General features: G+C 60.7%; 16 protein-coding genes. 8 read left to right on the forward strand and 8 right to left on the reverse strand.

Features of this window, described 5'->3' with window-relative positions:
* Window positions 1-6 precede the first annotated feature (6 nt).
* The 4 genes from QN239_RS06970 to QN239_RS06985 form a co-directional block, all read right to left on the reverse strand.
* Window positions 7-669 carry a TetR/AcrR family transcriptional regulator gene (locus tag QN239_RS06970; RefSeq protein ID WP_499008961.1) on the reverse strand — a complete coding sequence of 221 codons (663 nt, stop codon included), beginning with the start codon at window positions 667-669 and terminating at the stop codon, window positions 7-9.
* Between the two features lie 148 nt (window positions 670-817).
* Window positions 818-1,015: a ferredoxin gene (locus QN239_RS06975; protein ID WP_499008963.1), complete on the reverse strand. Its 198-nt coding sequence runs from the start codon at window positions 1,013-1,015 to the stop codon at window positions 818-820.
* Between the two features lie 2 nt (window positions 1,016-1,017).
* Entirely contained in the window at window positions 1,018-2,214 is a 1,197-nt protein-coding gene (locus tag QN239_RS06980; protein ID WP_499008964.1) for a cytochrome P450, read from the reverse strand.
* 80 nt (window positions 2,215-2,294) lie between these two features.
* Window positions 2,295-4,199, reverse strand: a complete 1,905-nt coding sequence (locus QN239_RS06985) for an acyl-CoA synthetase (protein ID WP_499008966.1) — start codon at window positions 4,197-4,199, stop codon at window positions 2,295-2,297.
* A gap of 455 nt (window positions 4,200-4,654) precedes the next feature.
* Here QN239_RS06985 and QN239_RS06990 point away from each other — a divergent pair, with 455 nt between their 5' ends.
* The 6 genes from QN239_RS06990 to QN239_RS07015 all read left to right on the forward strand — a co-directional run bounded on the left by QN239_RS06990 (window position 4,655) and on the right by QN239_RS07015 (window position 11,780).
* Complete coding sequence (locus tag QN239_RS06990) at window positions 4,655-5,503, forward strand: alpha/beta hydrolase (protein ID WP_499008968.1); 849 nt, start codon at window positions 4,655-4,657, stop codon at window positions 5,501-5,503.
* Between the two features lie 106 nt (window positions 5,504-5,609).
* A complete protein-coding gene (locus QN239_RS06995) occupies window positions 5,610-6,905 on the forward strand; it encodes an MFS transporter (RefSeq protein ID WP_499008970.1) in 1,296 nt (431 codons plus the stop codon).
* Between the two features lie 88 nt (window positions 6,906-6,993).
* Window positions 6,994-7,404 carry a hypothetical protein gene (locus QN239_RS07000; RefSeq protein ID WP_499008971.1) on the forward strand — a complete coding sequence of 137 codons (411 nt, stop codon included), beginning with the start codon at window positions 6,994-6,996 and terminating at the stop codon, window positions 7,402-7,404.
* 255 nt (window positions 7,405-7,659) lie between these two features.
* Window positions 7,660-9,735 carry an adenylate/guanylate cyclase domain-containing protein gene (locus tag QN239_RS07005; RefSeq protein ID WP_499008973.1) on the forward strand — a complete coding sequence of 692 codons (2,076 nt, stop codon included), beginning with the start codon at window positions 7,660-7,662 and terminating at the stop codon, window positions 9,733-9,735.
* Window positions 9,732-11,153, forward strand: a complete 1,422-nt coding sequence (locus QN239_RS07010; RefSeq protein ID WP_499008974.1) for a mechanosensitive ion channel domain-containing protein — start codon at window positions 9,732-9,734, stop codon at window positions 11,151-11,153. The genes QN239_RS07005 and QN239_RS07010 overlap by 4 nt, the downstream gene beginning before the upstream one ends.
* Before the next feature lie 159 nt (window positions 11,154-11,312).
* Window positions 11,313-11,780 carry a hypothetical protein gene (locus tag QN239_RS07015; RefSeq protein WP_499008976.1) on the forward strand — a complete coding sequence of 156 codons (468 nt, stop codon included), beginning with the start codon at window positions 11,313-11,315 and terminating at the stop codon, window positions 11,778-11,780.
* A gap of 2 nt (window positions 11,781-11,782) precedes the next feature.
* Here QN239_RS07015 and QN239_RS07020 read toward each other — a convergent pair whose 3' ends face one another.
* Window positions 11,783-12,187, reverse strand: coding sequence for a hypothetical protein (locus tag QN239_RS07020; RefSeq protein ID WP_499008978.1), 405 nt, complete (start codon window positions 12,185-12,187; stop codon window positions 11,783-11,785).
* Window positions 12,188-12,259: 72 nt separating this feature from the next.
* Window positions 12,260-15,352 (reverse strand): DEAD/DEAH box helicase, encoded by a 3,093-nt coding sequence (locus QN239_RS07025; protein ID WP_499008979.1) that lies wholly within the window; start codon window positions 15,350-15,352, stop codon window positions 12,260-12,262.
* Window positions 15,353-15,920: 568 nt separating this feature from the next.
* Between QN239_RS07025 and QN239_RS07030 the strand changes: the two genes are divergently transcribed.
* Entirely contained in the window at window positions 15,921-16,256 is a 336-nt protein-coding gene (locus QN239_RS07030; RefSeq protein WP_499008981.1) for a hypothetical protein, read from the forward strand.
* A 425-nt stretch (window positions 16,257-16,681) separates the two neighbouring features.
* On the opposite strand, the gene QN239_RS07035 is transcribed toward QN239_RS07030, so the two are convergent.
* Complete coding sequence (locus QN239_RS07035; protein ID WP_499008983.1) at window positions 16,682-17,533, reverse strand: AbiU2 domain-containing protein; 852 nt, start codon at window positions 17,531-17,533, stop codon at window positions 16,682-16,684.
* 75 nt (window positions 17,534-17,608) lie between these two features.
* Here QN239_RS07035 and QN239_RS07040 point away from each other — a divergent pair.
* Window positions 17,609-18,771 (forward strand): IS3 family transposase gene (locus QN239_RS07040; protein WP_499008985.1). Its coding sequence is split into 2 segments (ribosomal slippage): window positions 17,609-17,893 and window positions 17,896-18,771, totalling 1,161 coding nucleotides; the frame shifts between segments, so codons are not numbered across the junction.
* Here the strand turns inward: QN239_RS07040 and QN239_RS07045 are convergent.
* Window positions 18,659-20,728, reverse strand: coding sequence for a KAP family P-loop NTPase fold protein (locus tag QN239_RS07045; protein WP_499008986.1), 2,070 nt, complete (start codon window positions 20,726-20,728; stop codon window positions 18,659-18,661). The two genes, QN239_RS07040 and QN239_RS07045, sit on opposite strands and share 113 nt — an antisense overlap.
* Between the last annotated feature and the right edge of the window lie 215 nt (window positions 20,729-20,943).

Here is a 20,943-nt window from a genome sequence, read left to right on the forward strand (position 1 = left end):
CAGACGCTACGCGGCCGACCCCGCGTCGTTGCCGGGTGTGAGGTCGGGAAGTGCCTGTGTCGTGAGGCGTTCGGCACGCTTGGCGGTGACACCGAACATGCGCAGGACGTCACGCGTGACGTCATCGGCGGTTTGGGCGTCGTCGCGGTCGGGTTGATCGAGGAGGAGTTGTCCAAGTCCCAACAGCGCGCCGCCGGCAATCGCGAGGGCGATGTCGGGATCATTCACCTGGAAGCGGCCCGCCTCGGACGCGGCGACGATATCGCGTTTGGCGCGGGGTGCCAGCCCACGGTCCGAAGACAGGAGGGAGACTCCGATGGACAGCATGATGCGACTCTCTTGTGGCTGGAGCCGGAAGAGTCGTCCGCACAGGCGATATCGACAGGCAAATCGCTCCGCCGGATCGCTCAACGACTCGGTGAGTCGATCCAACAGCTCGCCTTGAGCGTCGAGCACATCGGCGACCGCGGCCGCGAACAGCTCCTCCTTGGACCCGAAGTGGTTGTAGAACGACCCCATTCCGATATCGGCGGCCTGGGTGATCTCCAAGATCGGGGCATTGAGCTTGCCCGCGGCGATGAACTCCTGCGCCGCTCGAAGCAGGGCTGCCCGGGTGCGCTGCTTTTGTCGCTCCAGCCGATTCGGTACCGGGATCTGCCCGTCGCTCACTACTCCCACCTCCACGTCGCGGCAAGTCTATGCGATGACAGTCAGTCATGACACTTTCGTCAGACGAGGAGGTGTCGCAGTACCGGACCGACACTTCGCCGGGCTGCTTCCTGGACCCGGGAAATCACACCGCGCACTGTCTGAGGCATCAGGCTCCTTCGCTCAGCGCGGCCACCGGGCACGCGTCGATGGCCGAGCGAACGTCGCCTTCCATATCGGTGGGGATGTCCTGTCCCTGGAACTGGTACTTCAGCTCGCCGTCGTCGTCGAGGTGAAAGGCATCGGGAGCCTGCAAAGTGCACAGGCCGTGGCCCTCGCAGCGCGCGTACTCGATGTTGACCTTCATGATCATTCCTCTCCAGCGGGAATCAGTTCGATCGGGAGACGTTCGAAGCGGTGAATGATGTTGTTGAGAGCCCATTTTGGTTTGCCCGCGCAGCGAATTGTCTCCACCCGGTCAGCCAGGGCGGTGAGGATCGCCTGTGTTTCCATCCGGGCCAGTCCTTGGCCGGCACAACCATGCGTTCCGTGACCGAAGCCGATCTGGGCGGTGGCATCGCGGTGGACGTCGAAAGTGTCCGGGTCATCCCATTGGCGGGCATCGCGGTTGGCCGAGGCGTAGATGATCAATACGCGGGCCCCCTCGGGAATGACTGTGCCGGCGATGTCGACGTCGCGGGCGACGCTGCGGGAGAAGGCGCGTAGCGGGGATTCGATGCGCACCACTTCGTTCACGGCGTTCGGGATCAGGGTGGGATCGGCACGGATGGCCTTCCACTGATCGGGGTGAGTGGCGAACAGGTACAGCGCGCTGGCGATGGCGCTGATGGTGGTGTCCAGCGAGGGAGCCAGATAGTCGATCATCAGAGGGGGGACGTCGGACGTGTCGAGGGTTCCTGCGTCTACCGCGGTCATGACGTCGTGGCCCATGCTCCCCTCGAGGACTGAGCGCTCTCGCACTACCTGTCGGGTGAACCGGAGCATCCTGAAACTGGCGGGCAGGGCGGCGATGCTGCGCTTGTTGAGCGGGCCCAGGAAGTCGAATGTCGCTCCCGCCCAGTCGATGAGCTGGTCGCGACCGTCGCGGGGCCATCCGACGAAGTCTGGCACGATCGACAGAGGTAGGGCGCTCGCCAGATCACGGACTCCGTCGACAGTGCGCCTGGTGACGGCGGCGTCCACCACCTGCTCGGCCCGGTCGGTGACCGCGTCGGACATAGTTCGCAGTGCCTTGGGGGTCAGCCGGTGGGCGACGAGCTTGCGTCGTCTGTCGTGGTCGTCACCGTCACTGTTGAGCGTGGTGCCGCGGGACATCCGGTTGGTGAAAGCGTTGAGGGCCACTCCGCGACCGGAAACGAACGTCTTGTCGTCACGCAGCGCTGCCTTGCACTCGGCGTAGCGAGGCAGCGCGTACACCCGTTGTTTGGACAGCCAGACGACGGGGCCGAGGTCCCGCAGGCGCGCGTAATGCGGATAGGGGTCCACGATGGCCGCCGTCGAATAGATATCGTGGCGATAGGTGGGAACGTTGCGCGGCTTGGGCATTGGCTGGCACTCCTTGGCGCGGTGCTGGTGACGGGGTGGATCAGTACCGGGTGCATGGCGGAGCGGCAGGTGCGGCCGTGTCATCCACGACGTGCTTCAATCAGCCACGCCGTCGTGAACTGGTCGAGAACCGTGGCGACAGCGTCGCGGTCCGCCGACGAGTCGACGATGACGGTCACTACCGGGGCGCTGCCATCCATCGCGACGGCAACGTCGGCGATGCCGGGTAGTTCGGCCAGGGCATCGAGCGCGGCTCTGCGGGCGGCATCGGCGCGCAGCGGAAGTTTGTACGGTTTGCCGATCGCGGTGAGCGGCAGGTCCGGAACGACGGTCACGAGTTTGGGTGCGGCGGCGCGCTCGGGCACCCTGGCCGTGGCCCAGCTGCACAGGTCCTCGGCGGATACCGCATCCGGAGACGTCAGCGTGACGTATGCGACGGGCACTTCGCCGGCGTGGATGTCGGGACGTCCCACGGCGGCGGCTCCGGTGACGTCGGGATGGGTCAACAAAGCGTCTTCGATCGTGATCGGGTCGATATTGTGGCCGCCGCGGATGATGAGATCCTTTGCGCGGCCGCGGAGATGGACGAAGCCCTCCGCGTCGACCATCGCCAGGTCGCCGGTGTCCAGCCAGCCGTCGACGAGGGCGCCGAGGCCGTCGAGCCGGAATTCGTCGCCATCGCGTCCCACCACATAGCCGGGGAACACGCAGGGCCCGGAGATGACGAGGTGTCCGACCTGGCCTGCGGGCAGGTCGTGTCGGGTGCCGTCGTCGTCGATGTCGACGGCTTTGAGGTGTTGGTAGGGAAGTCGCTGGCCGACGGCGCCGTCACGGGGCAGTTCGGTGAAACTGCGGACGCTGGCGCAGGTGGCCTCGGTCAGTCCGTACCCTTCGAGCAGCTGCAGTCCGGTGTGCTCAGCGAAGTTGGTGCGCACCGACGGGGGCAGCGCCGAGGCACCCACCAACGGGTACTGCAAGCTTGAGATGTCCGCATCGACGGGGCATTGCGATAGCACCGCGTAGACCGTGGGCACCGCACTCATCGCGCTGATCTGGTATCGCTCAACGATTTTCCAGAAGTTGCCATAGAGCATCGGATCGCGGTAGCCCAGTGGGCCGGCCCACACCGCGGACTGGCCGCGAAACAACGGTGCCAGCAGGGTGACCACGAGCGCGTTGACGTGAAAAAGAGGCAGCGCGGCGAAGACCACCGAATCCTCGTCGAGCGCGGTGTTGGCGGCGATCATCCAGGCGTCGGCGACCTCATTGGTGTGGGTGTGCGCGGCCAGTTTCGGTGCACCGGTGGTGCCACCGGTGTGAAAGACCGCGGCCAGGTCGGTGCCGGAGGGCGGGATTCCGGTGAACTCGGTGCCGTCGAAGTCCATGGCGAGCGCGTGCAGCGGTCCGATGGTGAGCCCGTCCACCCCGAGGGGCTCCGGGCTGCTCACCGTTTCCCCGGTCGGCGCCAGCAGGAGCACGGTGTCCACGACCCGCGCGGTGGCCAGTTGTCGAGCGGTGGCCCAGGTCGCGGGGTCGAGTTCGGGGCCGGCCGTGATGAGGACGCGTGCGCCGGAGCGGCGTAGGAGTTCGGTGATGTGATCGAACGACAGGGCGGCGTTGATGGGCGCCGCGACGCCGGCGAGCTGGGCAGCCAGAGTGGCAGTGACCAGTTCCGCGCAGTTGGGAGCGATCAGAGCGACCGTGCCGTGACGATCAACTCCCAAGTGGTGTAGCAGGTTTGCCGTCCGGTGCACGTCGGTCAGAAGCTGTCCGAAGCTGATGGACGTCGGCTCTTGCCAGCGGTCGCCGTCGGGAAGTACCCGTAGAGCGGTCCGGTCCGGCCAGAAGGTTGCGGCCCGGCGCAGCAGGGCATAGGTGGAGACTGGTAGTCCGCGTTCAGCAAGCGGAACCGCCTCGATGTCGGCGATATCGGCGGGCTCGGCGTAGCGCGGCCACAACACGTCCTCGGTATGCGTTTGGTTCACGCGTCTCTGACCTCCATGCGTTGCCGTCTCGGAGCGGGGTGTATGTCACCGTGGGCACCCGCGTGCGCCGTGATCGCGCTTGCTCCTTCGATATGAATGACGAAATCGTCACATGCGAGTCAATAGTCAGTCAAGCCATCGTGCGGTTGCTCGGGAAGTGGCCAGGTGACCGGTGGCCTGGCCGCCCTAGGCGCCTGAGCTCATTGACTGACGTGATAGTCGCATGTGACGATTTCCTCACTCAAGGTGCGTCGTGCTCTGGGTCAGCGTGACTTGGCAATCTTTGAGCGGCAGCGGAGCCGAGCGTCAACGCGCGCAGAAATGTCTGGACCGGGTGGGTGCGCCGTTTTTGGCGGGCATGAGCACCGAGAACACCGCACGCGATATGGACGCTGTGCGGGCAGCATTGGGGGAGGAGAAGCTCAAACTTCTTCGGCTACTCCTACGGCACTCGCTTGGGAACCGCCTACGCCGAACAGTTCCCGGATCGGGTGCGGGCCATGATGCTCGACGGTGTGGTGGATCAGTTCACTGATCCGTTGGCCGAAGAGATCGTGTCTGCGGCGGGATTTCAGCAGGCCTTCGACGCCTACGCCAGCGACTGCGCCTCCCAACCGGACTGTCCTCTCGGCGTTGATCCGACACAGTCCGTCGTCCGCTTCCGGGAACTCGTCGACCCACTGGCCGACGAGCCTGCCCGTACCGCCGACCCGCGTGGGCTGAGCTATCAAGACGCCATGACCGGTGTCGACGCGGCGCTCTACGACTCCGAGGACTGGCCGCGGCTCACCGATGGGCTTACCGCCCTGGCACGTGGCCACGATGCCGACGATCTCCTCGAGCTCGCCGACGAGTACTCCGAACGGGACGAGGAGGGCCATTACGCCAACCTGGAGGACGCGTTCGATGCGGTGCACTGCGCCGACGACCTTTATCCGAACGATCCAGCTGTCTGGGCGGAGAACGATCGCGACGTCCGCCGCGCCGCGCCCTACAAGAGCTATGGCGAGTTCACCGGCTTCGCTCCCCGCCCCCTGTGCGTGTTCTGGCCGGTGCAGCCGACCACGGTGCCGCACGCGGTGACCAGCCCCGGGGCTGGCAAGGTCGTCGTCGTGTCCACCACCGGCGATGCCGCGACGCCGTACCAGGTCGGCGTCGACGTGGCCGCGCAACTCGATGCCCCGCTGATCACCTTCAACGGTGATCAGCACACCGTCGCATTCAGCGGAAACCGCTGCATCGACAAGCCGCTGGAGGCCTTCTTCGTCGATCTCACACAACCACCGGCGGACCTGCACTGCTGAAGCCCGGGCCGGAGCGGGTCCCGGTGCAGTCTGTGCGTCACCTGTCGGCTTCCTGCATTTCCGGGTGAGCTGTTTGTGATGGCGCTTTTCTGGGGACAAAGGTGCGGTGAGTTCAGCCAGTGTGCCCGCGGCGTCGTCCGGCGAGTTGAGGCGGTCTTTGCGCGCGCTGGATTGGGTGAACTTCTTCCTCGCCGATGTCCAGGCGGGACTGGGACCGTTTCTGGGGATCTATCTGATCAACAAGGAGGGGTGGAACCCGGCGAGTATCGGGCTGGTCCTGACGCTGGGCGGTGCGGTGGGGTTGTTGTTGAACGCGCCGGCCGGAGCCCTGATCGACAGGACCACCCACAAACGCGGTCTTCTGATGGGGGCGGCCGCGTTGACTGCTCTGGGTACCTTCGTGGTCACGTTGACCCCGAGTCTCGCCGTGGTGACCGCCGCGCAGTTGATGACCGGAATCGCGGCTGTGGTGCTCGCCCCGGTGATCGGGGCGATCGCACTCGGCCTGGTCGGTCCGCGGGCTTTTGCGAGTCGCACCGGACGGATGCAGGCGTTCAACCACGCCGGAAACGTCGTCGGGTCCACGGTCTACGGCTTGGCCGGCTATTTGATCAGCTTGCGTGCCGGATTCTGGATCGCCAGCATGTGCGGGATCTTCGTGGTCATCGCCACGCTCATGATCAAGGCCACGCTGATCGACGACAAACTTGCGCGCGGGCTGACCCCGGAACTGCGTGGTGACGATCAACCGTCAGGCTTGGCGGTGCTGTTGCGGAATCGGCCCCTGCTGATGTTGGCGTTGGTGACGATGTTGTGGCAGCTTGCCAACGGCGCGATGCTGCCGATCACCGGGCAGAAGCTCGCGCTGGCCAATGCCCATGAAGGGGCGCTTTTTCAGGCGGCGTTGATCGTCGTCGCGCAGCTGGTGATGATCCCGATGGCGATTCTGGTGGGCCGCAACGCAGATCGCTGGGGCCGCAAGCCGTTGTTCGTCGCGGCATTCGTGGTGTTGCCGCTGCGGGGACTGTTGTTCGTCCTGGCCGGTGACACGACGTCCATCATCGCCATCCAGGCCCTCGACGGGGTGGGGGCGGGTCTGCAGGGCGCCTTGTTCCCGGTCATGGTGGCTGATCTGACCCGCGGGAGCGGACGCTTCAACGTCGCGTTGGGAGCGGCGACCATGGTTCAGGGAATTGGTGCCGCACTGTCCACGACGCTTGCCGGCGCGATCATCGTTCTCGGCGGCTACGCCACTGCCATGGGCGTACTGACGGGGATCGCGGTTCTTGCACTGGTATTGCTCGTGATCGGGGTGCCGGAGACCGCGCATCGAGCCGACCGGCCACCGGGACGCAGTCTGGATCCGCCCGGGGATCCGCTCGACGAACAGGTTATGGCATGAGTCCGCAACTCGGGGACCTGATCACTACGGCGAGAGGACATCGACTGTGAAGGAGCTAACTGGTGGCGGGGATGCCCACCACCGGCCGGTGAAGAAAGCCGCACCCAAGAAGGCCGCACCGAAAAAGGCCGCGAAAGAAGCTCCGGCGAAAAAAGCGGCCGCGAAGAAGGTAGCCAAGAAGGCAGCACCCGCGAAGAAGGTGCCGGGCAAGAAAGCGGCGAAGAAGGCCGCGCCCGCGAAGAAGGTTCCCGGTAAAAAGGCGGCGAAGAAGGCCGCCGCCTCGGGACAGTCCGGCACGTCGGCGCGCAGGCGTGCGCTGCCCGCGGCACCCACCGATCCTCTGGTCATTCTCGGTGCGCAGGAACCATTCTCGATCGCACAGCTGCGTCGCGCCTGGCGACTCTACGCCGCCACGCACCACCCCGACAGTGGCGGGGACAGCGTCATGTTCAGCCGTGGCCGGGAGGCCTATCTGACGCTGCGGTCGCGCGCGCAGTGAGCCGCGACGCGTCCACTGGGCGGCGCCGATATCTCCGGTTTTCGACGTGCACTTCGAGTGGATAGGCCCGACGCGCTCTGGCACCCGCACCATGTCCCTTTCGTATATCGAGAATAAGTCGACCTCGGTCCGTTAGCATTCGAGAAATTGCTAGTCCGGTAGTGCGTCGATGGGTGGACCGCTTTGTCGCGAATGTCGATCGTGGGCCGAGTTTCGCGCGGGAGAGCCCTGGGGTTCCAGTCCAAACTACTGGTGATGTTGCTCGCGGTGAGCGTGATCTCAGTGCTGATCGCCGGCGCCATCGGGTATATCTCGGGAACCAATTCTCTTCGGGCCACTGAATTTCAGCGGTTGACCCAATTGCGTGAGTCGCGGGCGCGCGAAATCAGCGCCTACTACCGGTCCGTCACCGATGGCGCGTCGATTGTCACGCACGGCGCGACCGCAGTGGGTGCGTCACGGGATTTCAATGCGGCGTTCGCGGAACTTCAAGCCACACCTCCGCCCGCGGGAGCCTCCGCGGCGGTTGCGAACTACTACGCATCGGTGTTCAGCCCGGAGTTGGCCAAGTCGACCGGCAAGGCCGTGGACGGAACGCTCTTCGAGCCGACTTCGAATGCAGCGATCTATCTGCAGAACGCCTACACGGTGCCGGCTCGCGGTGATTTCGATGCCGCGCTCAAGGTCAACACGGCCGGTGACGCCAGCGCATGGTCGGCGGCAAATGCCCGGTATCAGCCGTTTTTCGCCGACCTCACCACGCGGTTCGGTTTCGAGGACGCATTGATCCTCAACACCTCGGGAGACGTCGTCTACAGCGCATACAAGGGCGTAGACCTGGGGACGAACCTGCTCACCGGGCCCTACAAGACCACCAAGGTCGCCGATGCGTATCGCCAGACCGTGCAGGCGTCCTCGGTGGACGAGACGTTCGTCTCCGATTTCGAGCGCTACGCCCCGGCATACGGCAAACCCACTCCCTGGGTTCTGACCCCCATCGGTACCGGCAGCGCGATCACCGGGGTGCTTGCCCTGCAGTTGTCGGTCGACCGGATCAACGATGTGATGACCGGCGACAAAGGCTGGGAGACAGACGGACTCGGCGAATCGGGGGAGACCTATCTGGCGGGGTCCGACAGGCTCATGCGATCGGTGTCGAGGGAATTGCTGACCAATCCAGGCGACTACGTCAAGGAAGTTGTCGCCAGCGGCACTCCCGAGGACATTGCGGCGAGGGAGGTCGAGGTCAAGGACAGTGTGCTGTTGCAGCGGGTGGACACCCTGGCCGTCAACCGAGCCCTTGCAGGTGAATCCGGTGTGACCACCGCGGCGGACTATGTCGGTCCGGAGGCTTTGGTCGCCTACATGCCATTGGAGATTCGAGGCCTGGACTGGGTGTTGGTCGCGAAGGTCGACGTCTCCGAGGCACTGGCACCGGTCAACCAGTTCGCTCGCAACATCGCGCTGTCCATTGCGGCGATCGTGTTGGCGGTGTGCCTGATCGGCCTGGTGTTCAGTAGGATCCTCACCCGGCCGCTGACCAGGCTCGCCGCCGCGGTACGGCGGGTGAGTGGAGGTGAACGAGACGTCGCGGTGCCGGTCACCACGAAGGATGAAATCGGTGATCTGGGAGCGGCTTTCAATGAGATGAGCAATACCCTCCAGGTCAAACAGGAACTGATCGATCAGCAGCGCCGAGAATACGACGAGCTGCTGTCGAGCCTGATGCCCGAAACCCTGGCGCGTCGGTACCGCGATGGTGAGGAGACCATCAGCAACGACTATCGGGATGTTTCCGTGATCTACGCCGAGCTGGTCGGGTTCGACGCATTCGCGCGTTCGACAACGTCGGACAACTCGGTGGGATTACTGAACTCCATCATCGAGGGCATCGACGAAGCCGCCGAACGGCACGGTATCGAACGAGTCAGGCATCTGCACAACGGCTTTCTGGCCACCTGTGGATTGGTGGTACCCAGAGTCGACCACGCCAGCCGGACAGTGGCCTTCGCCAGTGAGCTGACGGAGATCATCGAAAGATCCAATGCGGCGCACGACGCCACGCTGTCGATCCGCGCCGCTGTCGACAGCGGCGCGGTCTCCAGTGGCCTGATCGGACAACGCGCGAAGGTGTACGACCTGTGGGGTGAAGCGGTCGACCTGGCCCACCGCGTGCACGCGGCCACCAGTGAACCGGGCGTGTTCGTCAGTGCCAGAGTTCATGATGCGCTGAAAGGCATCTACACATTCACTCCTGCCGGTACCGTGCCGGGCGGTCGAAGTGGTGAGTCAATCTGGTCGCTCGATCTGACGTCGTGGCGGGTGTCATGAGCAGCGTCACCAGCCAGTCGTGGTTCTGGCCGGCACTGGCCATCGTGATCGGTCTGCCGATCATGCTTCTCGTGCTGACCGAGTTGTACAACTACCTGACCCGCCGCAACAGCAGTTACGCGAGACCTGTTCTGCTGCTGCGTAACTACGTCCTGCCGGCGTGTGCATTGTTCATTCTGGTGGACCAGGTAGAGCGCAGTGACATCGAGGCCACCTGGTCGCGGATCGCGGCCACGGTCTTCGGCTTCTTGGTCATGTTGTTCCTGCTCTCGGGCGCCAACGCCGTGCTGTTCGGGCAAGCGCGCACCGGGAGCTGGCGCGAACGGCTGCCCACCATTTTTATCGATCTGGGGCGTTTGGTTCTCATCATCGTCGGCATCGGCGTGCTGCTGTCCTGGGTGTGGGGTGCCGACATCGGGGGATTGGTCACCGCGGTCGGGGTGACCTCGATCGTGATCGGTCTGGCGGTGCAGACTGCCGTCGGACCCGTCATCGCCGGCCTTCTGATGCTCTTCGAGCAGCCCTTCCGTATCGGTGACTGGCTCGATACCGATGATGCCAAAGGTCGTGTGGTGGAGGTGAATTGGCGCTCGGTTCATATCGATACCGGCAACGGCATCCAGATCATTCCGAATGCCACGCTGGCCACCGGCTCGTTCACCAACCTCAGCAGGGTTGCCGGGGCGGCCTTCTGTGCCACCGTGACATTGAGCTTCAGCCCCGACGATCCGCCGGGCGTCGTCACCCGAAACCTGCTGGCGATCGCCGAGGCACTGCCATCGAAGGTGCCCCATATGGCCGCGCGGGTGACCACACTTGGCGACGCCAAATACAAGGTGTCGGTTCCGGTCTTCTCACCCGCCGATGAGTCAACAGCGCGCAACCTCCTGCTGCATCGTGCGTGGTATGCCGCCCAACGGGCGCACCTGCATCTCGACGGTGCGGACTGCACGCCGCACACCGATTATGTTGCCGAGAAGCTCCGGACCGTCGGTCAGTCACTGGGCCTCGGGGAGGACGCGATCACGACGATGATCGGGGCCGGCCGACGGCTGGTGTACGCCGAGGGGGAGACCATCCAACGGGTGGACACAGTGCCCGATGCCGTCGGATTCATCACCGAGGGCGCCGCGGCGATGGTCGTCTGCACCGACGACGGCGTGGAATTGACCCTCGGACAACTGGAGCCCGGTGACTACATCGGCACGACCGCGCTGACCCGCCAACGGGTGGTCAGCGGAGTGGTGGCGACTACCGATACCACCATCGTCGAGGTTCCCCGCGATGCGATGAATGTCGTGGTGCGCGCCGATCCACGGCTGGCGCGCAACTTGGGCGAGGCCATCGAGATGCGCCGGGCTGCCGTGGCCGCCGCGCTCACCGAAGCCGCTCAGGTCTCCCGGCTCTCGGTTGACTGACGCCACAATCGGGTGCATGGGGCCGGAGAAGTCCTGCGGACCTGACTCTCGACCCCACCAGGTACTACCAACCCACCGGAGCCCCCAAAGGCCCCAAACAGAAAAGCCGCGGACCCAAAGTAGGTCCGCGGCCACTCCGATGTCTTGAGACATCACACTGTGCTCCTTCGCGAAGCGCTTTCAAGGCAAGAAACACCGTTTGCGAAGTTACTTCGCCTAGCTAAGGATACTAAATTTGATGGCGAGCGTCCAGAGTTATTGCAGGTCAACACGGTAAACGTCGATAAATACCGCATGCACCGCAAGCTAAATCCAGCCCAGCAGGCCGAGATGGTTGCGCTGTATGAAGCCGGCGCTTCCATGCTTGACCTGTCCAAAAAGTTTGAAACCCATCGCCATACGGTCGCGAGGCAACTCGCCAAGGCTGGCGTGGAGATCCGGTCCCAGCGCAAGATGACACCAGAGCTGCTCGCCCAGGCGACAGTCCTCTATAAGACTGGTCACTCACTCGAAGAAGTCGGTCGGCTGCTTGAACTGCAGGCGAGCACGATCGGCAAGGCACTGAAACGTGCAGGTGTGCAACTGCGATCGCCGGTCGCGGATCGCTGGGCGTCACGTGACGAATGAGCCTAGGCCGCTCGGTCTTCCTCGTCCTGGCGCTTCATGTCATCAAGTGCCATGTTGAGGAAGGTCTTGGCAAGCATGCGGAGATTTGGTTCCGGTCGCATGAGTGGCCGGACTGAGATTCGGCGACCGGTTGAGGTCACGCTGTAGCCGACCTTGGACTTCTCGCCGCGCAGCAGCTTTGCGTATGCCCGGCCTGCTCGCTGCGGGAGCGACGGATCACCGACACGTACATTGCGATGATGATCGATCAGCTCGGGCTCGGTCCTATCCAGCGTGAACAGATAGTACGTGTGCAGAGCAAGTTGATCGTTCCACGTGAGAAAAACAAACCGGCGTTGATCTTCTGCCCATAGGGCTTTGAGTTGATGATGTTGCAATAGATAGGTGGGGGTAGTAAGTCTTGGCATGCATCGAGCGTGACATGATGTGCTATTTAACCAAAGAATAAGTGTCAAGTACGAAAAGCGAGGGGTAAACACCTATTCCAATGGTTTGGGCAGATCGATATTAGTCGCGGCTTCTTGATTGACGAATTCTCGACAAGCCTCCACTAGCAAGTCGGCATCTTCTCGGGAACCAATCACATTTGTCAGCGTGTCCTCGGGAGCATCGATCACAAGTGCTGGGGTGGAGATGCCGGCTTGATTCAGTGCCAGCAGCTGCGTCCTCGTTAGACCACCTCCAGCCGCTGCGAGGTCAATTAGTTGAGGCGGAACGCCGAACTCAAGACGAAGAGATGTTCTCTCGATCAGTACTGCAACTTGGTCCCTTGATGCAGGGTGCAGTTCATAAAGAACAGCGGCAACCGCGGGCAGTAGGTCGCGTGTTCGATCTGCGACCGATCGAACAACTCCCGCCATTTCAGGACGATTCCAAATATGTTGGTTCAGCGTCGCCTCTAACTGAGCCATTTGGACACCATTTATCCACATGATGGTAGATGCTGCTCGCTTAGCACGTCTTAGCGCTCTGGTTTGGTCTGCAGTTCGTTGCATCCCTTGGGTTATCGGAGCAGGTACATCTTGCTGTTGCAGTGTGCTCCACCAACGAACGTGTTCTGTATTCTTACCCTTCAGATTGGCTGCGATGTAGTAGTCGTCTAACTCGTTTGTTACTTGGGTCGCGGCAATCAGGCCGGTGCTTTTCAACGTGGAGGTGTCCACGTGACGCATCATTTCCGCGAGTTTGATGATCGAGTCGACGTGAACGCCAGATTGGCCCGCGAACCTGCCAAGGGTTGTTAGTTGATAACCATCGGTAGTGCGTTCAATCAGTTGCGCTTGCACGAGTTGATCGAAGCTGCGCCGGAGTCTGTCAGTGTCCCACTGGGCATTTCCGCCTTCCCTAGCTTGGAAGGCCGCGAGGCTGGAATCGAGGAATCCAATGACGTCTTGCTCGCTGACCGTCCCTGTTGCATTGGTCTGGTACTGGGCCAGTACGCGGAGCATGAGTGTCCGCGGATCTCCGTCAGGCACCAGCTGAGATTTCAGCGGTTCCAGTTCGCCGTTGACGTAGTGGGACCAGCTCCGACCGGGATCGAGTGCTCCCTCGGGGACGAGGTATGACTCACCGGCTTCTGCGAAACCGAGGCGACCGGCTCGGCCGACCATGTTCTTGTATTCGGCAACTGTGTAGGGGGTGGGTGGAGCGCCCGGATGGGTCAGACCAACGATGATGACCGCAGAAGCAGGTGTGTTGACGCCCATGGCCAAGGTGGGGGTCGCAACGATGACGTCGAGACCTGAATCTGGGTCACGGAATGCTGCTTCGAGCACTTGCCGCTCGGTTCTATCCAGATCCGCTGTATGGAACGCGATTCCCGCCGACAGTGTTCGTTGCAGCGCATTAGAGCTCGCGGATGGCTCGCCAATCGCAAGGCTCTCCAGTACTTGGCTGACCGCAGGCAAATTCAGTGCGGTTGAGAGATACGTCGCGCATGCGATCGCCTCACTCTTCGACTGTCGGAAGACGATGACCTTCTTGTGCTCCTGGATGAGGCGCTGAACCAGTGGTATGACGACGCTGCGACTGCCATCGTGAAACAGCGGCGTGATGAAGCGTGGTTCAGACTGCTCGTTACCGGATTCATCGAGGTAGCGAAGTGTGCCGGAACGATCCATGACGCCTTCGCGAAGGGGTACTGGGCGCTGATCTGTATGCAGGTTCTTGCCACTGATCCAACGATCCAGTCCTCCGAGGTCGCCGACGACAGCGGACAGAGTGATCAACTGAGGCGATCCGTCTTGACCACGACGATTGTTGATCATCGTCAGCAGGAACTCGAGGTTGGAACCTCTTGTCTTGTCAGTCAGTGTCTGCGCTTCATCGACGACTACAACCGACACCAGAGCCAGGATATGAGGGTTGGCGAGCGCCAGAGCCGTGAACTTCTCATAGGTCAGGATCGCGAAGTCGAACTGTCCACGCATGAGCTCTGAAACTTGGTCACTGTAGTCGCCAGTCGCTCGGATCGTCTTGATCCCTGCGGCTGCGTAGGTGCTGACAAAGTGTTCGTACTTGTCGTTGACAAGCGCCTTCATCGGCAACAGGAAGACGGTCCGACCGCGTGTTGTCGCTGCCTTGACCGCCGCCAACTCGCCAATCATCGTCTTGCCCGACGAGGTCGGCGCTGTGACGACAACGTTCTCGTAGTCGAGGACCCCGAATTCGTTGATGGCGCGAAGCTGAAGCTCATTGAGCTCCTTGATGTTCGCCGCCCAAACATGAAGAACCTCGTCCGAGATGCCATACGCCGACAAGCTTGATGGATCCGCGGTGGCCGGCTGTCGGACTCGGTCAGGAAAGAGAGCGGAGTATCGACTGCCAGGTTTGAACAGAGGCCACAGCGGCACTCCGTCAAGCTGGCCACGCAACGTTGGTGTTTGTTGTCTGCCCATTTGAGCAGCGTCCGCAATGACGCGCTGACTGACGTAGTGGACCAGTTTTTGGAGGTCGAGTTGATCGTTCACGGCTACGTCTTCGGCGCCCTGCAGTGCCTCTAGCAGGCGAAACGTAAACAGTCCATGGCCGTGAGTGGACGATTCCAGGGCCGGTTCGTCATCGGCTGATGCAGTCAAGACCAGGCGGCCCTTGCCAGTGAACCGTTGGAGAATCGCTGAGGGGAGAGTGGCAGCTAAGCCTCGCTCCTTGATGCCTGTCGCGAGGACACGGCTACCAAGCCCTCCTGAAAAGCAGCAATCCAGCGCGCAGAAAACTGTACGTCCTTTGATTCCCGATATAACTTCTCCGAGCTCCTCCAACGGTAGTGATGTACTACTGATATCCGAGAGCAGAGTGTCGTAGCAGATGATTTCGTGAGTGTCAGAACCGTGGCCAGCGTAATAGATAACGACAACGTCATCTGGTTTCGCATCGTTCGATAATTTTTGCAATGCACTACGGATGGCGGAAGCAGTTGCTTGTTTGTCTGTCAGTAAAACATGTGACTCATCGCTGATGGTGTCTGCGAACAAGGCGTGGAGCGCCTTGGCGTCGCGTACTGCTCCGCTCAGCCACTGGATCTTTGTATCCGCGTAGCGATCTATACCGATGAAAAGTCCGTGGAAGTTCATATCTGAAGCTCTGTGAAGATCGTTACCCCAAGTTTGTTGTTCATAGAAATACTCATGTACCCCCCTTTTTTTGCACTAGTTAATTTCTTTCGATTCCCCCCAAGACTTTCCACACCCTACTCCACATCAATTTTAACACGATTGCTCATAAAGCAACAAAGTTGACGAAACGTAAAAAAGCATAAGCGATATGAATTGCGCAATGGTCATCGGTACATCAACACTGGGGTCAGCATGTTGTGCTGAAAGCTACGTATTTGAGTACCGATACCCAAGGACCCTAACGAGATTCAAACCCATCAATAGAGGTCAGAGACCTGAGTGGTCGAGCGACTGTGTCCGAGGGTATGTACCGATAGGACACAAAAAGTCAGCACATTGCTGCGCTGACCTCTATAAATAATCTCGCCATCGAACGTATGTTCGAAGCTTGGTGCTCCTCCGCGAAGCGCTTTCAAGTGAAAACACCCCGTTCGCAAAGTTACTTCGCTTAGCTAATGATACTAGAAACAGTGACGAGCGTCCAGAGTTATCGCAGGTCAACACGGTAAACCGCGATTCATACCGCATGCATCGCAAGCTGAATCCAGCCCAACAAGCCGAGATGGTTGCGCTCTATGAGGCCGGTGCATCGATGCTCGACCTGTCCAAAAAGTTTGAAACTCATCGCCATACCGTCGCTCGCCAGCTCGCCAAGGCAGGCGTGGAGATCCGTTCGCAGCGCAAGATGACACCCGAACTCCTGGCTCAAGCGGCCTCACTGTATGCCAACGATCACACGCTTGAGAACATCGGAAAACTCCTCGGGCTGGAGGCGAGCACGATCGGTAAGGCCCTGAAGCGAGCTAGCGTCGCGCTGCGTCCGCCCGTCGCGGATAGGTGGCACGGATCGCCGCGCGACTGAGCACTTGCTCGCGCCGTCGCCGATGGTCTACTTCGCGCAGTGCCATGGCCATCAAGGCCCTGGCCAAAACGTGCAGATCTGGCTCGGGGCGCATGACCACTCGAACCGAGATCCGACGACCGTCCGGCATGACGCTGTACTCGACCGGTGCTCGCTCGCCTCGCATCAACTTGCCGTATGCCCGACCTGCGCGCTGGGGGAGCGACGGATCAAGCGCATGCACGCTGCGTCGGTGCTCGATCAACTCGGCTTCGGTCTTGCTCGATGCGAACCGGAAGTACTTGTGCAGGGTCAGTTGGTCTGTCGGGCTCAGGTACGAGAACGCATTCTGGTCGATGAGCCATTGCTCTTTAAGTTGATGATGGTGATGTAGGTAGGTGGATGTATTAAGTCTTGGCATGAATCCAGCGTGACAGATGCACGACTCACGGAAGGGGCGGGATATCCGACACGAACCTGTCGTAGTCATCACGAAGTAGTTGCAGAAAGGCCTTAGTTTCTTCCACTACCTGGTCGCCATAAGGCGAAAACATCGCAGCATTCCCGTAAAACTTTCGCGAGATTGTGTTGAGGATCTCTTCGCTGAGTGCGATCAGATCGCTAAGGTCCGCGAAGCTGACGCTGTCAAGGGTGTCTAAACCCCGGAGGTCTTCGTGGGCGACCTTGCGATCACGAACCGCCTTGAGTCGCTTGATCTTGTCGCTTGCCTGCTCGAGGTCGCTTTCGATCTCCTTTTGATCCTTCGATGACAGGCCCTCGTAGACTTCGCCCAGTTCCTCCGCCGCTTCGGGATCCACTAGCTTGGCTTCGTGCTTGGCGATCAAGGCTCGCTTGTTGCCGACTGCGTACTTGAACAGTTTTGTAATGTGAAGTGCGTCTTTGTGGTCGTCGAAGATCTTCGCCAGCGAGATGTGGGACTCGGTGATCAGCGCCTGAAGGGCGGTGTTGTAGAAGCCTGCGTACCGTCCAGCTGCCTGAGCGTTTAGATGCGCCTCGGCTTGGCCGACCACGTTCGGCGCGGTGAATTTGAGCATCTCTTCGAGCGCGTGGTACGAGCCGAGGGCTTTCAGGTGCAGCGCCCTCAGGCGTTCGACACGTTTCTTCAGTGCGTCGAGGTTGCTAGTCATGAGCAGTATCCGTTCATCTGAAGGTTTCTGGTCGCCAGCCGTCAATGTATTTTCTCGCCAACGTGAGCACGGGAACGAGCTCGTCGTCATCTCCACTGACGGACTGCTCAGCGACATCAACAGCACGCCTGATCGCAGCATCATTGCCATAGATTGGGTCTGCTGCACGAATAGGTGACATCTGAGTTGGCTTGCCCGGGACGGGTGAGCTGGAAGGATGTCCTTGTGCCCAGGCCCTACCCCCGAGAGTTCCGTGACGATGTTGTGCGGGTCGCTCGTAACCGCGATGACGGTGTGACGATCGAGCAGATCGCTACTGATTTCGGTGTGCACCCGATGACGCTGCACAAGTGGATTCGCCAAGCCGATATCGATGAGGGCACCAAGCCCGGGAAGAGCACCGGCGAGTCTGCGGAGCTGCGGGATGCGCGGCGGCGGATCAAGTTGTTGGAGCAGGAAAACGAGGTCCTGCGCCGGGCGACCGCGTATTTGTCGCAGGCCAATCTGCCGGGAAAAGGGTCTACCCGCTCGTGAAGGAGCTCGCCGCCGACGGGATTCCCGTCGCGGTGACGTGCCGGGTACTTAAGCTCGCCCGCCAGCCCTATTACCGCTGGCTGGACCAGCCGATCACTGACGCCGAACTCGTCGAGGCCTACCGCGCCAACGCCCTGTTCGACGCCCACCGCGACGATCCGGAGTTCGGGTATCGCTACCTGGTCGAAGAGGCCCGCGATGCTGGTGAGCCGATGGCCGAGCGGACCGCTTGGCGCATCTGCTCGCAGAATCGGTTGTGGAGCGTGTTCGGCAAGAAGCGCGGCAAGAACGGCAAAGTCGGGCCGCCGGTGCACGACGATCTCGTCGAGCGCGACTTCACAGCAGATGCACCAAATCAGTTGTGGCTCAGCGATATCACCGAACACCGGACCGGCGAAGGCAAGCTCTACCTGTGCGCAATCAAGGACGTGTTCTCCAACCGCATTGTCGGATACTCGATCGACTCCCGGATGAAATCCCGGTTGGCCACGACCGCGCTCAGTAGTGCGGTTGCACGACGAGGTGGAGTGGCCGGTTGCATTCTGCACAGCGACCGCGGCAGTCAATTTCGAAGCCGAAAGTTCGTTCACGCCTTGGGTCGTTACGACATGGTCGGCTCGATGGGCCGCGTCGGTGCCGCCGGCGACAATGCGGCCATGGAGAGCTTCTTCAGCCTCCTACAGAAGAACGTGCTCGATCGCCGCCGCTGGGCCACCCGCGAGGAGTTGAGGATCGCCATCGTCACCTGGATCGAACGGACCTACCACCGACGCCGACGCCAGGCCGGCCTCGGGCGCTTGACCCCGATCGAATACGAAGCGAGTATGACCACACCGGCCAGTCAGGCTGCGTGACCGCAACTGTCACCTGATCGTGCAGCAGACCCATTCTCTCAAGAGTGTCCCAGTAGAGAGTCGGAGTGATGTGCACGGCTCTATTGCCGACCATTTGACTACGCACGTTAGAACGGCTCTTGAGCAAGATTGCTCTGTGCAGCGGCGATGACGAAAAGTCCGTTACTGCGGGACCTTGGCGTACCCCCCAATAGCTTGGGGTACTCAGTAATCGAAGAAGATCCCACTCTGTCGATAGTCGTTCGGGTGTTGCCTGCTCGATTTGCCCTGTGATGTCTTGTTCAAGAGTTGATGCATCGTTCTCGTTGACAAGTCCGTGTCCCGTACCCTCCCGATGGCCAACCATACTAATGAGTAGGAACTTGGAAGATAAAGATATGAGATTCGGGAGAATCTCGCTGACGGCGCTCATGGCGTCACTCGGCTCATCGAGCAGTTTTAGTAGGTGGAACACGGTCGATCTGACATGAGTGTCGGGATCGAGGTCGAAAAACGATGACCGCGGTCGAATCGGCAAGTCTCCGATTAAGTTCAAGAGAACCGTCACGCTGGGAACTACAGCCGATTTCTCAAAGTCGTTTTCGAAGTGTAGTAACGCCGAAATGACCCGATCGAGATTACCAGGGTCGAGTGATCGAAGATATCTGTCGAGCGCATCTTGATCGGTGAGTAAGGCGTAGGCTTGCTCTGCTTCGATGAAGTTTTCAAAGTCAGCCGGCGTCACCCGCTCGAGGTACAGCTGAAGGACGTCGGGATGTGCAACCCGTCGGTCTCGAAGCCACTGGCTAGCCCAGCTGCGATCGTAGGACGTTCCACCCCAATATCGGGCAGCGGCAGGGAATACTCGACCAATCAGCGACTTGAGGACTGCACTGTCTGGCTCGTCATCGCCGACGATCTGCAATACCTTCTGTTTCAGCTCATCTTGTTGGCGGTCGCCGAGGGTGGTGAGTGCGTCGTGTGCGTTGGCAATCGAGTCGAACTTGTCGGGTAGAAATACGCGTACAGCCTCTAGCGCTAGCAGATCTGTCGCTTCAATGTCGTGGTGGAGGTCGCGGGCAGTCGCTCCAAACGCCGACGCGTATCGGCGGACATCTCGCATGTTTCGGAGAAGTGGCGCTACAACTTCGGCTAGCACATCTGTCCAATAGTCTTGATTAAAGTGGGTAAAAGAATCGATCTCGCTAGTGTTGTCGGACAGCGCGGCACCTAATGCATTGACGAGATCAATCTTTGGAACCTCAGGGACACGGATGCCGTGTTGGACTATTTTCTCGAGGTAGGCCCGGCCGTCGACACCGCCGTCCTGGAGTGCATTTTCAACTCGCGACCTGTCGAATGCAAGCACATATACAAGCTTCGGGAAGTTCCCGGTAAGTCTCACAAGTTTGAAGAGGCTCTTGATCTCGTCGCTGCTTAGACGATCGATATCGTCGATCGTTACGACGATCGGCGTGTCGAGTTCGGACAGGAGCTTCCGCAGCTCGTGCCGCTTTGCCTCAACGCTTGGCCGGTTGTTGTCGGCGTATTGGCGAGCAGCTTTTGTGATCTTGAGGAGCCGTTCGTACCATGCTCCAACTCCCGGTATAAGCGTGATGGGGCTGAAAAGGTTGGCATAGGTGTCTACCGTTGTGGAGATTGCACCAAATTTGGAGGAGTTCGATTCGTTAAGCTGCGACGACAACTCATGGAAGAACGCGTTGACGAGTTGCTCTGTGCCAGTGAACATCCACGGGTTGAAGTTAACGACGGTGTAGTCGGCGTCCTTGTCGAGCTCTAGCTTCATAAGATTGAGAAGTGACGTTTTCCCCGAGCCCCAAGGTCCAACTATCCCAAAGACATAGCCTTCAGAACTGTCTACACGTTTAATTTCTCTGGCCAATGCGACCGCAGTAGGGTGGCGATTTAAAACGTCCTGCTCTTCTTTTGTTATCGGATTATCGCCTGCAGTAATCATATTTCTATTATACGTAATCTCAACTATCGGTACATCGAAACAGGGGTCAACCTGTTGTGCTGAAAGCTACGTATTTGAGTACCGATGACGAACCACCCTAACGAGATTCAAACCCCCTCCCCAGAGGTCAGAGCATGTTTCGGCAGTGTAGGTCCGCCCCCCGACAAGTACCGAAGGACACGCAAAAGGCCAGCTGACCTCTGGCGATCGAGCTG

This window comes from Mycolicibacterium sp. Y3, from assembly GCF_051188035.1.
Lineage (GTDB): Bacteria > Actinomycetota > Actinomycetes > Mycobacteriales > Mycobacteriaceae > Mycobacterium > Mycobacterium fluoranthenivorans.